General features: G+C 46.5%; 9 protein-coding genes. 8 read left to right on the forward strand and 1 reads right to left on the reverse strand.

The window, feature by feature from the left end; genetic code table 11:
• Window positions 1-313 precede the first annotated feature (313 nt).
• The 4 genes from MJO57_RS02470 (at window position 314) to MJO57_RS02485 (ending at window position 8,504) form a co-directional block, all read left to right on the forward strand.
• Window positions 314-2,230: an NEL-type E3 ubiquitin ligase domain-containing protein gene (locus MJO57_RS02470; RefSeq protein WP_252022682.1), complete on the forward strand. Its 1,917-nt coding sequence runs from the start codon at window positions 314-316 to the stop codon at window positions 2,228-2,230.
• Window positions 2,231-2,568: 338 nt separating this feature from the next.
• On the forward strand, window positions 2,569-4,692 hold the full coding sequence (locus MJO57_RS02475) for an NEL-type E3 ubiquitin ligase domain-containing protein (protein ID WP_252022684.1): 2,124 nt from the start codon (window positions 2,569-2,571) through the stop codon (window positions 4,690-4,692).
• 181 nt (window positions 4,693-4,873) lie between these two features.
• The gene (locus MJO57_RS02480; protein ID WP_252022686.1) at window positions 4,874-6,415 is read left to right on the forward strand and encodes an NEL domain-containing protein; all 1,542 of its coding nucleotides are present in this window, start codon (window positions 4,874-4,876) and stop codon (window positions 6,413-6,415) included.
• A 217-nt stretch (window positions 6,416-6,632) separates the two neighbouring features.
• Complete coding sequence (locus tag MJO57_RS02485; protein ID WP_252022688.1) at window positions 6,633-8,504, forward strand: NEL-type E3 ubiquitin ligase domain-containing protein; 1,872 nt, start codon at window positions 6,633-6,635, stop codon at window positions 8,502-8,504.
• Window positions 8,505-9,093: 589 nt separating this feature from the next.
• Here the strand turns inward: MJO57_RS02485 and MJO57_RS02490 are convergent.
• The gene (locus MJO57_RS02490; RefSeq protein ID WP_252017330.1) at window positions 9,094-10,608 is read right to left on the reverse strand and encodes an IS66 family transposase; all 1,515 of its coding nucleotides are present in this window, start codon (window positions 10,606-10,608) and stop codon (window positions 9,094-9,096) included.
• Between the two features lie 370 nt (window positions 10,609-10,978).
• On the opposite strand from MJO57_RS02490, the gene MJO57_RS02495 reads away from it, so the two are divergent.
• The 4 genes from MJO57_RS02495 to MJO57_RS02510 all read left to right on the forward strand — a co-directional run bounded on the left by MJO57_RS02495 (window position 10,979) and on the right by MJO57_RS02510 (window position 15,956).
• Window positions 10,979-11,680: a hypothetical protein gene (locus MJO57_RS02495; protein WP_252022690.1), complete on the forward strand. Its 702-nt coding sequence runs from the start codon at window positions 10,979-10,981 to the stop codon at window positions 11,678-11,680.
• 69 nt (window positions 11,681-11,749) lie between these two features.
• Complete coding sequence (locus MJO57_RS02500) at window positions 11,750-12,814, forward strand: IS630 family transposase (protein ID WP_252018707.1); 1,065 nt, start codon at window positions 11,750-11,752, stop codon at window positions 12,812-12,814.
• Window positions 12,815-13,024: 210 nt separating this feature from the next.
• A complete protein-coding gene (locus tag MJO57_RS02505; RefSeq protein WP_252022692.1) occupies window positions 13,025-14,593 on the forward strand; it encodes a hypothetical protein in 1,569 nt (522 codons plus the stop codon).
• Complete coding sequence (locus MJO57_RS02510) at window positions 14,562-15,956, forward strand: hypothetical protein (RefSeq protein WP_252022695.1); 1,395 nt, start codon at window positions 14,562-14,564, stop codon at window positions 15,954-15,956. Before MJO57_RS02505 ends, MJO57_RS02510 begins: the two co-directional genes overlap by 32 nt.
• Window positions 15,957-16,329 lie beyond the last annotated feature (373 nt).

The following is a 16,329-nucleotide window of genomic DNA, read 5'->3' on the forward strand; positions in this document are numbered from 1 at the left end:
GCAATATGAGCAATAACTTACTTTTCATTACTCCATAAACGAAATTCGGAGGGAAAGGAATTTATCCATTAAAAATGTTGTCCAAAATCACCTGCGGGGTTCTACTCACAATAATAATGGTAATGGAACAATGAACATCAGATCTTTTTCTTCAGAATCTTCACCCTTGGCAGTACCATCATCAAATGTTAATGGTAACGGTGTAGATAATCAAAATCTTACTCCGCAGTCTCGAGAAGCCCCTCACTCATCAGAAATTAAATCATTAGTAGATCGTTCGGCTATGTTGACAGAAATGATTACACCGAATGAAATGAAAGCACGGATTTTACAACAGGATTTTTCTAATGATGTTCATTACCAAGTCAAAGGCAACCTTGATCTTTCCGGTTACACCAGCCTGACGACCCTGCCTGACAACCTCTTCGTTGAGGGCAACATTCATCTTTCCAATTGCACCAGCCTTACAACCCTGCCCAATAACTTCTCCGTGGGGGGTGACCTTTATCTTTTCGGTTGCACCAGACTGACTATCCTGTCTGACAACCTCTTTGTTGAAGGTAGCATTAATCTCCCCAATTGCACCAGCCTTACAACCCTGCCCAATAACCTCTACGTGAGGGGCTACCTTGATCTTTCCGGTTGCACCTGTCTGACGGCCCTGCCCGAGAACTTCTCCGTGGGAGGCAGCCTTTATCTTAACTATTGCATCGGTCTGACGACCCTACCCGATAATCTTTTTGTGGGGGAGGACCTTTTTCTTAGATATTGCACCGGCCTGACGGACCTGCCTGACAACCTCTTCGTTGCAGGCACCATTGATCTTTCCCATTGCACCAGCCTTACAACCGTGACCAATAACTTCTCCGTGGGGGGCAAGGGCAACCTTTATCTTTCCGGTTGCACCAGCCTGACGACCCTGCCTGACAACCTCTTCGTTGAAGGCTTCATTAATCTCTGCAGTTGCACCAGCCTTACAACCCTGCCCAATAGCCTCTCCGTGAGGGGTTATCTTGGCCTTTCCGGTTGCACATGTCTGACGGCCCTCCCCGATAATCTTTCTGTGGGGAATGGCCTTTATCTTGTCGGTTGCACCAGCCTGACGGAGCTACCAGACAACCTATCCGTGGGGGGTGACATTAATCTTACCGGTTGCACCAGCCTTACAACCCTGCCTGACTGGATTACCAGGATTGGACGAACCTCTCAGGGTTTAATCCGCCATGTCTTTCTTGACAATACAGGTCTGTCAGATACCTTGATTGACCGTCTGCGCACCACCAGGCCACCTGGTATTCAGTTTCATTTTTCCAGAAATACAGGGCAGCCTGAACAACAGTTTTCAAGCATGGAACAAGGCTTTGCCTTCTGGCGTAAGTTGGCTTCATCCGACCTGGAAATGCCAGAACTTGATCTCCGCCATGACCAGACGACAGAACTTGTTAGTTTCCTGAGTCGACTGACCAGCACTGCGGACTACCAGAACAGGGTAACCCGCCCTGTATTGGCCCAGCGGGTGATGGCACTTATGTCGTTACTTACCGTGAATGAACGGGTTCGGGAAGATGCTCTGCGACACATAAACGAGGCTCTCAGTTCCTGTGATGACCGGATCATCCTAGCTCTGGATGATCTGGAAACGTTGCAATTACGCCATTCGGCGGAAAAACTGGCCCTGGAAAACCGTGATCCTCAAGAATTAAGGGCATTAGGCCTGAAAATGATGCACCTGGATGAGGTGAAACGAATTGCCCGTGACCATATGAAGAGCCTGAGCTGGGTAGATGAAGTTGAAGTAGTGCTGGCTTTTCAGATTGGTGTACGCCAGCAGAAACTGGACCTGCCCGGTTCAACTCAGCATATGTTATTTAGAGGATGCGCCTATGTGTCGGATCAGGATATCGCCAACGCTGTTCAGCAAGTGAATACCCATTGTTCCGGGGCTAAGCTTGAGGCCTACCTGTTACAGTGGGCACCCTGGCAAAAATTTCAGCGCTTGCAAGCCGTACCGTCTTTTGACCAACTGCCACCAAAAACCGTAGCCCGTATTGATAACTGCATTATATGTACAGAAAAAACAGGTGAAATGGTTGCACTGGGCGATACCCATCTGGATTACAACACCCTGGTTAAGGCTTACATGGAAAATGGTAAGAATCCGTTAACCAATACCCCTTTGGACTGGTCAAGCGTTGTTCGGCTCTTGAAGGAAGATATGACCGGGATCTGAAACCATTTCACCAAGACAGCGACAGGGCAATATGAGCAATAACTTACTTTTCATTACTCCATAAACGAAATTCGGAGGGAAAGGAATTTATCCATTAACATGTTGTCAAACCTCAACTTCGAGGTTCTATTCAAAATAATAATGGTAATGGAGCAATGAACATAAGATCTTTTTCTTCAGAATCTTCATCCTTGGCAGTACCATCATCAACTGTTAATGGTAGCGATGTCGATAATCAAAATCATACTCCGCAGTCTCGAGAAGCCCCTCACTCATCAGAAATTAAATCATTAGTAGATCGTTCGGCTATTTTGACAGAAATGATTACACCGAATGAAATGAAAGAACGGATTTTACGACAGGGTTATTCTAATGATGTTCATTACCATGTCAAAGGCAACCTTAGTCTTTTCAGTCTTGACGGTTACACCAACCTGATGACCCTGCCTGACAACCTCTTCGTTGAGGGCAACATTCATCTTACCGGTTGTACCAGCCTTACAACCCTGCCCAATAACCTCTCCGTTGAGGGCGACATTGATCTCTCCAATTGCACCAGCCTTACAACCCTGCCCAATAACCTCTCCGTTAAGGGCAGCATTAATCTCTCCAATTGCACCAGCCTTACAACCCTGCCCAATAACCTCTCCGTTGAGGGCGACATTGATCTCTCCAATTGCACCAGCCTTACAACCCTGCCCAATAACCTCTCCGTTAAGGGCAGCATTAATCTCTCCAATTGCACCAGCCTTACAACCCTGCCCAATAACCTCTCCGTTGAGGGCAGCATTAATCTCTCCAATTGCACCAGCCTTACAACCCTGCCCAATAACCTCTCCGTTGAGGGCAGCATTAATCTCTCCAATTGCACCAGCCTTACAACCCTGCCCAATAACTTTTCCGTGAGGGGCTTCCTTGATCTTTCCGGTTGCACATGTCTGACCACCCTGCCCGATAATCTTTCTGTGGGGGGAGGCCTTAATCTTAGCGATTGCACCAGCCTGACAGAGCTACCAGACAACCTATGCGTGGGAGGTGACATTCATCTTACCGGTTGCACCAGCCTTACAACCCTGCCTGACTGGATTACCAAGATTGGACGAACCTCTCAGGGTTTAATCCGCCATGTCTTTCTTGACAGATGCACCAGCCTTACAACCCTGCCCAATAACTTCTTCGTGGGGGTCTTCCTTGATCTTTCCGGTTGCACCTGTCTGACGGCCCTGCCCGAGAACTTCTCAGTGAGAGGCAGCCTTTTTCTTAACGATTGCATCTATCTGACGACCCTACCCGATAATCTTTTTGTGGGGGGGGACCTTCTTCTTAAACGTTGCACCGGCCTGACGTGCCTGCCTGACAACCTCTTCGTTGCGGGCAACATTCATCTTACCGGTTGCACCAGCCTTACAACCCTGCCTGACTGGATTACCAGGATTGGACGAACCTCTCAGGGTTTAATCCGCCATGTCTTTCTTGACAATACAGGTCTGTCAGATACCTTGATTGATCGTCTGCGCACCACCAGGCCACCTGGTATTCAGTTTCATTTTTCCAGAAATGCAGGGCAGCCTGAACAGCAGTTTTCAAGCATGGAACAAGGCTTTGCCTTCTGGCGAAAGTTGGCTTCATCCCACCTGGAAATGCCAGAACTTGACCTCTGCCATGACCAGACGACAGAACTTGTTAGTTTCCTGAGTCGACTGACCAGCACTGCGGACTACCAGAACCGGGTAACCCGCCCTGTATTGGCCCAGCGGGTGATGGCACTTATGTCGTTACTTACCGTGAATGAACGGGTTCGGGAGGATGCCCTGCGACACATAAACCAAGCCCTCAGTTCCTGTGATGACCGGATCATCCTGGCTCTGGATGATCTGGAAACGTTGCAATTACGCCATTCGGCGGAAAAACTGGCCCTGGAAAACCGTGATCCTCAAGAATTAAGGGCATTAGGCCTGAAAATGATGCACCTGGATGAGGTGAAACGAATTGCCCGTGACCATATGAAGAGCCTGAGCTGGGTAGATGAAGTTGAAGTAGTGCTGGCTTTTCAGATTGGTGTACGCCAGCAGAAACTGGACCTGCCCGGTTCAACTCAGCATATGTTATTTAGAGGATGCGCCTATGTGTCGGATCAGGATATCGCCAACGCTGTTCAGCAAGTGAATACCCATTGTTCCGGGGCTAAGCTTGAGGCCTACCTGTTACAGTGGGCACCCTGGCAAAAATTTCAGCGCTTGCAAGCCGTACCGTCTTTTGACCAACTGCCACCAAAAACCGTAGCCCGTATTGATAACTGCATTATATGTACAGAAAAAACAGGTGAAATGGTTGCACTGGGCGATACCCATCTGGATTACAACACCCTGGTTAAGGCTTACATGGAAAATGGTAAGAATCCGTTAACCAATACCCCTTTGGACTGGTCACGCGTTGCAAGGCTCCTGGAAGAAGGTCAATGATAGTGGCAGACGCGCCATCTAAGTTCCACGCACCTTAATATCTGAGTTTAATGGGAAGCAAAGCCAAATAAAAAAGAAAAATCCAATTTCGCACACCTATTAGCAAGAACTTACTTTTTAATACTTATAAATAAAATCCGAAGGTAGAGGAATTTATCCATTAAAATTTTGTCTAAGAAGCATGCAAAACTTAATTCCTACTAATAATACTATTTCTTCAGAGTCCTCTCCCATTGCAGGAGCATCATCAAATGCTGCTGATAACGAGGTAGGTGGTCAAAATCATACCCCGCAGTCTCAAATAGCCTCTTACTCAACAGAAATCAAACCATTAGCAGATCGTTCTGCTCTTGAGACAAAAAGTATTACACCGGATGAAATGAAAGAACAGATTTTACAACAGGATTATTCAAACGATGTTCACTACCAAGTCGAAGGCAACCTTTATCTTGCTTCCTGTTGCTCCCGCTCGAGGCCCCTGCCCAAGCACCTCTTCGTGAGTGGCCATCTTAATCTTGTCGGTTCCCACGGCCTGACGGCACTGCCTGAGTACCTTTCCGTGGGGGGGGACCTTGACCTTGGAGCTTGCAGCCGCCTGACGGCCCTGCCAGAGAACCTCTTCGTGGGAGGTAACCTTTTTCTTGATAATTGCACAGGCCTGACGACCCTACCTAACTGGATTACAACGCTTCGACAAACTTCTCAGGGTACAACCCGCAGTATCCATCTTGAGAATGCCGGATTGTCAGATACCTTGATTGATCGTCTGCGCACCACCACGCAGCCCGGTATTCAGTTTCATTTTTCCAGAAATGCAGGGCAGCCTGAAAAGCTTTTTTCAAACATGGAGCAAGGCTTTGCTTTCTGGCGTGATTTGGCTTCATCCGATCTGGAAATGCCAGAACTTGATCTCCGCCATGACCAGGCGACTGAACTTGTTCACTACCTGAGTCGACTGACCAGCACTGCGGACTACCAGAACCGGGTAACCCGCCCTGTATTGGCCCAGCGGGTGATGGCACTTATGTCGTTACTTACCGTGAATGAACGGGTTCGGGAGGATGCCCTGCGACACATAAACCAAGCCCTCAGTTCCTGTGATGACCGGATCATCCTGGCTCTGGATGATCTGGAAACGTTGCAATTACGCCATTCGGCGGAAAAACTGGCCCTGGAAAACCGTGATCCTCAAGAATTAAGGGCATTAGGCCTGAAAATGATGCACCTGGATGAGGTGAAACGAATTGCCCGTGACCATATGAAGAGCCTGAGCTGGGTAGATGAAGTTGAAGTAGTGCTGGCTTTTCAGATTGGTGTACGCCAGAAGAAACTGGACCTGCCCGGTTCAACTCAGCATATGTTATTTAGAGGATGCGCCTATGTGTCGGATCAGGATATCGCCAACGCTGTTCAGCAAGTGAATACCCATTGTTCCGGGGCTAAGCTTGAGGCCTACCTGTTACAGTGGGCACCCTGGCAAAAATTTCAGCGCTTGCAAGCCGTACCGTTTTTTGACCAACTGCCACCAAAAACCGTAGCCCGTATTGATAACTGCATTATATGTACAGAAAAAACCGGTGAAATGGTTGCACTGGCTGATACCCATCTGGATTACAACACCCTGGTTAAGGCTTACATGGAAAATGGTAAGAATCCGTTAACCAATACCCCTTTGGACTGGTCAAGCGTTTTTCGGCTTCTGGAGGAAAAAGAAAGTCAATGATAGTGGCAGACGCGCCATCTAAGTTCCATGCCCCTTAATATCTGAGTTCAATGGAAACCAAAGCCAAATAAAAAAGAAAAATCTGCTTCCGCACACCTATTAGAAAAGTATTTTCAAAAACTTACTTTTCATTACTCTATAAATAAAATCCGGAGGTAGGGGAATTTATCCATTAAGAGGTAGGGGAATTTATCCATCAAAATGTTGTCATAATTGTATGAATAACTTAATTCCTGCTAATAATACTTTTTCTTCAGAGTCCTCTCCCATAGCAGTAGCATCATTAAATGCTGCTGATAACCAGGTAGGTGGTCAAAATCATACCCCGCAGTCTCAAGCAGCCTCTTACTCATCAGAAATCAAACCATTAGCAGATCGTTCTGCCCTTGAGACAAAAAGCATTACACCGGATGAAATGAAGGAGCTGATTTTACAACAGGATTATTCAAACGATGTTCATTACCAAGTCAAAGGCAACCTTAATCTTTCCCGTTGCATCAGCCTTACAACCTTGCCTAATAACCTCTCCGTGGGGGGCTGCCTTGATCTTTCCAGTTGCTCCAGCCTTACAACCCTGCCCGAGAACTTCTCTGTGAGAGGCAGCCTTTATCTTAGCTATTGCATCGGTCTGACGATCCTACCCGATAATCTTTTTGTGGAGGGGGACCTTCATCTTTACCATTGCACCGGCCTGATGGACCTGCCTGACAACCTCTTCGTTGCGGGCAACATTGATCTCTCCCATTGCACCAGCCTTACAACTGTGCCCAATAGCCTTTCCGTGAGGGGTTATCTTCATCTTTCCAGTTGCACATGTCTGACGGCCCTGCCCGATAATCTTTATGTGGAGCGTGGCCTTTATCTTATCGGTTGCACCAGCCTAACGGAGTTACCAGACAACCTATCCGTGGGGGGTGACATTTATCTTACCGGTTGCATCAGCCTAACGGAGCTACCAGACAACCTATCCGTGGGACGCAACATTTATCTTACCGATTGCACCAGCCTTACAACCCTGCCTGACTGGATTACCAGGATTGGACGAACCTCTCAGGGTACAATCCGCTCTGTCTATCTTGACAATACAGGTCTGTCAGATAACTTGATTAACCGTCTGCACACCACCACGGCGCCTGATATTCAGTTTCATTTTTCCAGAAGTGCAGGACAGTCCGAACAACAGTTTTCAAACATGGAACAAGGCTTTGCTTTCTGGCGTGATTTGGCTTCATCCGACCTGGAAATGCCAGAACTTGACCTCCGCCATGACCAGGCGACTGAACTGGTTCACTACCTGAGTCGACTGACCAGCACTGCAGACTACCAGAACCAGGTATCCCGCCCTGTATTGGCCCAGCGGGTGATGGCGCTTATGTTGTTACTTACTGTGAATGACCGGGTTCGGGAAGATGCTCTGCGACACATAAACCAAGCCCTCAGTTCCTGTGATGACCGGATCATCCTGGCTCTGGATGATCTGGAAACGTTGCAATTACGCCATTGGGCGGAAACACTGGCCTTTGAAAACCGTGATCCTCACGAATTAAAATCATTAGGCCTGCAAATGATGCGCCTGGATGTGGTGAAACGAATTGCCCGTGACCATATGAAGACCCTAAGCTGGGTGGATGAAATTGAAGTAGAGCTGGCTTTTCAGATTGGTGTACGCCAGCAGCAACTGGACCTGCCCGGTTCAACTCAGCATATGTTTTTTAGAGGGTGCGCCTATGTGTCGGATCAGGATATCGCCAACGCTGTTCAGCAAGTGAATACCCAATGTTCCGGGGCTGAATTTGAGGCCTATCTCGAACAGTGGGCACCCTGGCAAAAATTTCAGCGCTTGCAAGCCGTACCGTCTTTTGACCAACTGCCACCAAAAACCGTAGCCCGTATTGATAACTGTATTATATGTACAGAAAAAACCGGTGAAATGGTTGCACTGGGCGATACCCATCTGGATTACAACACCCTGGTTAAGGCTTACGTGGAAAATGGTAAGAATCCGTTAACCAATACCCCTTTGGACTGGTCAAGCGTTGTACGGCTCTTGAAGGAAGATATGATCGTAATTCAATCTGGAATTTTCTGATTTATATACCATTATCTTAAACATTATTTTTTATTAGCCTTCATTAATATAGTTCCATAACTAGTTCCCATCCAAAAACTATAGCCCTTGGGCCACGTAGCCTACAGAGATTTGACGTGCTCTGAATTTACAGGAAAATCACATCAACTCCGCTGTAGCCCCCGAAAACTGGTTGAAAAAGGCGTCAAAACAAAACTTGATTTTTTCCCTCTAAGCCTTGGCACGCATAGGCTGCAGAGTTTTTGGACGAGAACTAACTAACTGTAACTTTGTCGTCTGAGGTGCTCTTGGAAGAGGGTCCGCTGCATGCAAAAAGCCTTAGGCAATTTTATGGTAATGAAAATAGGTGGGCAAAGAGGGCGTTAGGGTATTTATCTCAGGCAGATTAATACCTCTGACTATATCAACAGTCCTCCATTTAATGGACATTTACCAGTCACTAAGTAGCTGGCCATATGGAATCGAATATTTCTGGCTACTTATGTAGAGCTGTTCGGAATAGAGCAATATACCTTTGCTGGTGCTGAATGGTTACAAAAAAAGAATAGCGTCTGATTTATCTGTATATCTGTCAGTAAAAATAATGTAACTATTCAGCACTGAGCAAAGGCATATTACAGTAATTCCGAACAGCTCTATGAAGTGATTGATATATGTCCATTCCCTGTTTTCTGGCAGACGACAAATAGCTGCGAATCCGTGCAAACATAGAACCACCGTCTGCACTCCTGAAGCAGCCTGAGATTTTCTGCTTTAACTTGGCCATTCGAACATCCCGCTCACTGCCATTGTTATCGAAGGGAATGGTAAAATCTGACATGAAGCGCAGTGTCTCAGCCTTGAACTCAGTGAGTCGTTTGAAGAGATTGTAAGCTTTAGTATTCTTGACTTTCTTGCGCTTAAGCTCCTCTCGTTGCTTCTCCATATAGACGACTTCTTTCATTAGAGCCCGCTGAAGCAACCGGTCATAAATCTTCTCGATTCGTTCACAGACAACACTTGGCATCTGTAGCATACCTATGGTCTTAAAGCCCTTGCAGTAATGCCAGGAAAGCCTCAGTAGCTTCATCAATCGCAACGCCAGTTGATTGCTGTCCCTATCAACAACACCCAAAAGCTCCCTCAGGTGATGGGCATTGCAAAGTACGTGAGTTGCCGCATATGCAAAATAGGATTTCCAATGATCATGAACCAGAACGCCTGCAAATGTTAGCAGTATGCCCATCGTGTCCATGGCCTCACGACCTCGCTTTTCAGACAAGTAGTAGAGCGTCCATTGTTCATCCCGCATAACGTGTAGCCAGTGCAAAGAGCCCTCGGCCCGCATACCCGTTTCATCGGCTCCGGCAACAGACGATTCCCGCAAGGCGTCACGAATAACCTCTTCAGTAGAAGCCAGATTTTCATAGGTTCTGGCCACAAAATTGGCGACAGTGCCTGCACTTACACTCATTTTATAGAGAGTATTAAAATACTCTGACACGCGCTTAAAAGGCAGGAAATGGTATTGGTTAAGATAGACGGCCATAGCCTGTGTGGCTGAGCCATATTGTGCGGCAGCGGTAACACCTTCCGGGAATTCAGCCTGATTCCGACAACCACAAGTGCAGATTTTTACTTCAGCTCTATGGGCCGTTACTTCAAATTCACCCGGTCTCCCTGGTTCAAACACCTGTCGTTCAATATATTTGACCGGCTCACTATCAAGAAGAGACGCCTGACATTTATTGCATTCTTTAACCGGAAGGTACTCAATATAGTCAGGGATATCGACCTGTTTAAGACAAGTGCCCTGATGCCCTTTCTTTCCACCGGCTTTATTACCAGAAGACTGTCTCAGACTTTTAGGATTGGGTTTTTCATCCGATGGATCGGTACCTTTATCTGCGGAAAGGTCGTCAGAATGATCTGGAGAATTACTGTTTTTACAAGGTTTTTGATAACCATCAGACGATGGCGGCTTGCTGCTGTTTTGACTGTTCTTGCCAACCTTTTCTTCCAATTCTCGACATCGCTCTTCCAGACAGGCAACTCTCATCCGCAGCTCTGCATTCTCTTTCAAGAGAATCTCAGCCGACATAGTTGCGGGTAGTTCTGGAATCATGCTGGCGAATATTGTGGAAAAATGGTGCTTAAGAGGATGGTATAAAAATCAGAAAATTCCAGATTTATGTGGGGGTGCTGAACAGTTACAAAATAATTAAAAGGCTGGCCAACACATTGTTCCATATTAACCAACCAAGATAAAGGTAACAGTTAATGAACAACCAGATAGTACCAACGACAGCTACTTATCTGAACACATACACTGCTGAGAGCATTAAAAACGATTTATCCGAACCATCAAGCAAAAAGAAATTTCTGTCCTATCGAACAAATGCTGAGTCAGATGTCCAGAAACTGATTAATAAAAACCAGGCAGAAACCAAGGTTCTGGAAGGCAAGATAAAAAATATGCAAAAGAAATTAACTGAATGCCTCCAACATCGTACCCATATGCAGTTTTCATTAAACCACCCTCTGTCTCTGGTCAGAACGCTCCTCAAAGCACTACTCAAAGCACCACTCAAAACCGCAATAGCTCTGTCATAAATTCCATTGCTAACAAACCGCACACACCTTTATCCGAAAACTTAACTGCCTCTGGTGTCAACCCGGAAATCACACGACGACCACCTGACTCTGCAACTGACGGCACTGGCTCATCACCTGACTTATTAGCTGCTGATAATACAGACCATGCCCGTGCTTTCACACCATCAATACCAACACATACAACCGTTAACGACAATTCAGTAACGGCTGCAACAACCCAGTCAGAAGCCACAACCCGGGCGACCAATGCAACAAGCGCACTTATCCCGACGACTGCCCTCCCCCCATTAGGGGAACTGGTTTCCAATAGTGTGAAACTCACCATACTGGCATCACTGAAAGACAGGCTGGCAGAGTATCAACAACAGCTCAACAGGCACGCAGCAAATACCCAGCCTTACCAGGGGAATGTCACCGGGCTAGCTCAGCAGCCAGGTAAAATCGTCGGTGTACGTCCGGATGATCCAGTTTTGCCAATCCGTCAGCAGCAACCACAACCAACAGTTGACTTGTCCCAGTTAATAGCAAGTATTGAAAAAAGAGTGGAAATGTATGAATTATTCAATCTGGTAAGTAGTTAAAAGTTTGCTTATGGATATTTTGATCGTACTATCAGGCAGACAAAGAAAGAGATCCTTAATCTATTATAAGTGGGTCTTGAACTAAAACGTCCCCAACCTATGAAGTATGTCAATATCACTGATGAAGCTGTTGTATTAACTTTGAAATACGCCAAGCACTACGGCCCTCTGAGGTGTATCAGGGAAAGAGCTCATGGTCTTCTATTGAGTAATCGAGGCTTTACCCTTGAGCAAATTGCAGAAATCCTTGAGATTAAATATCAGACCGTTTCCCAATGGATTGATGATTGGGAGGACTATGGTATTCGTGCATTGTATAAGAAACATGGTGGTGGAAGATCTTGCATATATGATGAATCTGAAGTGCAACGCATAAAAGAGTTAGTAGCAGAAGAGCCTCGTCGTTTATCGTATGTAAAATCCAAAATTGAGGATGAGACCGGTAAATCCTCATCAAAACTTACTCTGGCCAACATCGTAAAAAAGTTAGGACTGGTTTACAAAAGACTCCGTAAATCGTGCAAACATAAACGGGACGAAGAGCATTTCCAGCGTTGTAAAACTGCACTGAAAGACGCCCAGGAAGCTGAGCGCAAAGGGTTAATAAACTTGTTTTATTTTGATGAGTCCGGATTTACTCAAGAACCTTGTGTGCCATATGGCTGGCAGGAAAAAGGAAAGCAGCTCAGAATTCCATCAGTCAAAAGTAAGCGCATCAACGTGCTGGGCTTTATGAATCGGAGCTGTGAGCTGTTTCATTACCCTGTTGTGGGCTCTGTGAATAGTGATACAGTGATTGCAGCCTTTGACGACTTCGCAGAGAAAATGGAGGATGAAAAATACAGTTCAAATGACCGCTACACCGTAGTTATGGTGGACAATGCCAGTATTCATACCAGCAAAAAGTTTCGTGACAGAATCGCTGACTGGACTCTTGAGAAAAAGTTACTGATCTGCTTTCTTCCAACATATTCACCTGAACTCAATCTGATTGAGATCCTGTGGAGGAAAGTAAAGTATGAATGGCTCAATCTATTGTCAATCAAGAGTTTCACGGAATTTGAAAAGGAAGTTGAACGAGTGTTCGCTTCATTTGGAGAGAGTCATATGATTTCGTTTGCAAATACTAAATAATCGTTCAGTCAATTTATCCGAAAGCAAATTATCAACTACTTATTCATTGTTTCCTCCTTCGCTGAGACTATTAAAAAATCCTTCCCGGCGGTTGCCAGAGTTTATGACAATGAACTGAAACAGCTCACTGATCAAATAAGTAATTACATCCTGAACCACGACCGGGGTGACACAAAAAGTGAAAGAACAAGAAGAGGAATTACCAAAGAATTGACTGAGGCTCTGCTTGAAGCACTGATTAAGTTTGAGAAAGCGCCAATGACTGCAGAAATGAAAGTGTTCTTCAAAGGCTTTGAAGAAAGGCGAGATGGTTACAACAGGGCCCTCTATAATGACGATAGCCTCATTGAGGATCCTGCATTTAAAGAGATGCTTGAATTGATGAAAAATAAAAATACAATGATTAGAGGGCTGAAAAAGTACAGTAGTGAAATTGAACAGGCCATAGCTGACAGTAATTATTATCGAGTTGGCCAACTAACCTTCAGTGTTAATGTACTTCATCACAAAGTAATGACCACCCCTGATGATTACGTATCAAACAATCCTTATCTTGATCTGTTAATCAGGATCAGAAAGCTTGAAGTAAAGCAGCTTAATGACTTGAAATCACTGACCGATAAGGCAGCTGCCTCGGTCCCTCTAAATGAATTCTTTACCGAATGGTTTGTCCAGGATGCCTTAAACCTGGCATTCAATGATTTCTCCATAAAAGGGTTTTGTGCCGGGGGGTTATTTGCCACAGCCATTGCCGGTCGTTATGGGATGTTCACCAATTCAATAGTGAGTCTGGCAAATGCATTGTTATATGGTTTCGATTACAGTCGATTCCCGCTCCAGGTCAGAATGGTCTTACAGGATGCATTATTTTACGGGGTCCCTATACCATACAACCATGTCGATTCAATGGGCCTGGATGAAGGAATCATATATATCGACGAGATAATCAAAAAAGCAGCTCAAGTGGCGGAAAAACTGCAGGAACTGAGTAAAAACATACAGTACGGTTATAATTCAATTAGTAATCTGATCGATAAAATGTTAGCACAGATTCCGATCGACAGTCTTGGTACCGAGCTGGTTCAATTTGTGGTTTTTCCTGTTGTAAATCACGTCTGTTACTTTGCTTTCAGCAAAAGTAACAATCTCTTCAGGCTCATTGTTCAAGATCACTATACCGGTGTAACCACGGTTACCGGAACCACTCTGGAGCAGCTAAAAACCGCCATAATAAATGCGCTGGAGCCATTCGCTCAAACTTTTAACATACCACTGAACTCCGGGCCTGATACTGCCCTCCTTCCCGGTAGAGGCTTCGGTCAACTGACCGACTCTTTGCTGGATCCACTGGAAAGCATGGAACTGATCAAGGATTCAGCACTAACCGTTAAAGATATCATGACCCACACCCCATCCCAACTCAAAGAACTTGACCAGGAAAGAACCCGGGCCATGACTAAAAAATACCTTGAGACCGTCAGTGAGGATGCCAACCGGAAGCTTCTGAAAATCAACCTGAAATCCCTGTCAGAATCAGAGTCAAAGGATCTGGCAAAGTTCGCGCAATTACCCATGGTTATGCTGATGCGGGAAGTGCTTACAGCTCTCGAATTGGATCCGAATCCTGCTCAATTCTTCGGTGACTCAAAATTTACCGACTTACAGTTGATGAATGCCCACGTTATTACAACGCTGAATAACATTGCCGAACATCAGGCCAGCCACCCGAAAAAAACTGCTGATACCGATGCCCAATCAGCGCCGCAGGGTGCAGACTGACCTGGCCACCAGCACTGCCGGAGAGCTGGTCAAGCTGGGTATTGAAAGAGACTTCAGCTTGCTTGACCCAGAGCCGGTCGCTGATGCCATTGCCGCACCACCGGGCGGGGCCCATGCAGCACCCGAAAGCCAGGCCAGCGGTGAATCCACCAGTATGGGTGGATACATCGCCGGTGGGATCGGCAGCTTTGCCGGTACGGTTGGCGGGGCATTGACGGCATTCAAGATAGCCTGCCCCGGCTGCCTGTCAGAATTGGCCAGTGAACTCACCGAGAATGTTGGCGAAAGACTGACAAACGTCGTTGGCCAGATATCTCAAAAGGTAGGTGAGAAAGTTGGGAAGAAACTTGGGGAAAAACTTGGCAAGGAAGTCGGAAAGAAAGTTGGAGAAAAAGCCGGAGAAGAAACTGGGGAAGAAGTTGGAAAAAAAGCTGGAAGCGAAGCCCTTAAAAAGGGCGCAAAGAAAGCTGGTGAGGAAGCTGTCAAAAAACTAGCAAAACAGGCCCTTAAATGCAAACGGTCAATTGGCGGCTGTGGCCGTCAGGGAGACGGCGATGGTGAAGGTGGTGAAGGTGGTGAAGGTGGTGAAGGTGGTGGTGGAGGTGGCGCAGCTGGAGCGGGTGCTGGAGCGGGAGCAGGTGCCGGTGTCGGAGCGGGCGCTGGAGCTGGAGCCGGTGCTGGAGCCGGCGCTGGTGGCGCAGCCGCTGGTGGTGTCGTGGTACATAAAGCAGCCAAGGCATTAGAAAAGTCGGTCAAGGGTAGAAAAGACGCTGTTGACAAACACAAAAACGATCAACAAAAACAGTCTGACAAGCAAACCACTCAAGGCTCAGTGGCAAAAACACAGCCACCAGTAAAACAGGCAGTTGTCGCAGAGCACACCACGCTGCAGCCATTAACAGAGCCAGTGACATCATCAACCGCCGGGAACAGCAACAGTGCAAATGCAGGTATTGCCATTGTTCCAGATAGCACAACGGCTGCTTCACCAGTGACAGAAACCTCAACCGCGATTTCAACCGCTGCACAGACCGGACAAACCAGTCCGTCAACCGCACCAGCCCCTGACTCTACTGGACAGACAGTTACCCCCGGTTTCAAAGCCAGCTCAACCGATTCTTCATCATTGACGACGACCTCAATTGGTACGACAGCCGAACAAACAACAACGCAACAATCAGTCACTCAAGAAAAAGCACAATCAACGGCCGGTAGCACAGAACTCCGGGGCACTACCCATATTCCGGATAGCACAATTGGCTGCCTCATCGTTGACAGAAACCGCAACATCCACAGGAACAGGCCAATCAGCAGCATCAACAACCCCGCCAGCAGTTGCCACGACAACTCAGACGACCATTGACAAACAAACAAGACATCAATCGACAACCGGAAAAATAGCATCATCAACCTCTGAAACCACCGCAACCAACGGTGACTCTGATCTATCTGACAGTACAACGGCGTCTCCAACCTCAACAGCAGTCAAGGAGGCTACAGCGCAACATTCGGTAACAGCAGCGCCGGCATCCGACAGCACCCTACAAGAAAAGATCGCTATTATTTCCAATCATACCAACTCAACTGAAAACACAACGGACACTGCAACGACAAATGCTACGCCTTTGCCGCAGGTTGAATCTGATACCAAACAACGACTGCAGGGAGTTATCAAATCATTCACAGAAAAAAGCAAAACAATCCATTCACGATTCAATAAACAGATGGCCAGAACC

Source organism: Endozoicomonas sp. SCSIO W0465 (genome assembly GCF_023716865.1).
In the GTDB taxonomy this organism is placed as follows: Bacteria; Pseudomonadota; Gammaproteobacteria; order Pseudomonadales; family Endozoicomonadaceae; genus Endozoicomonas.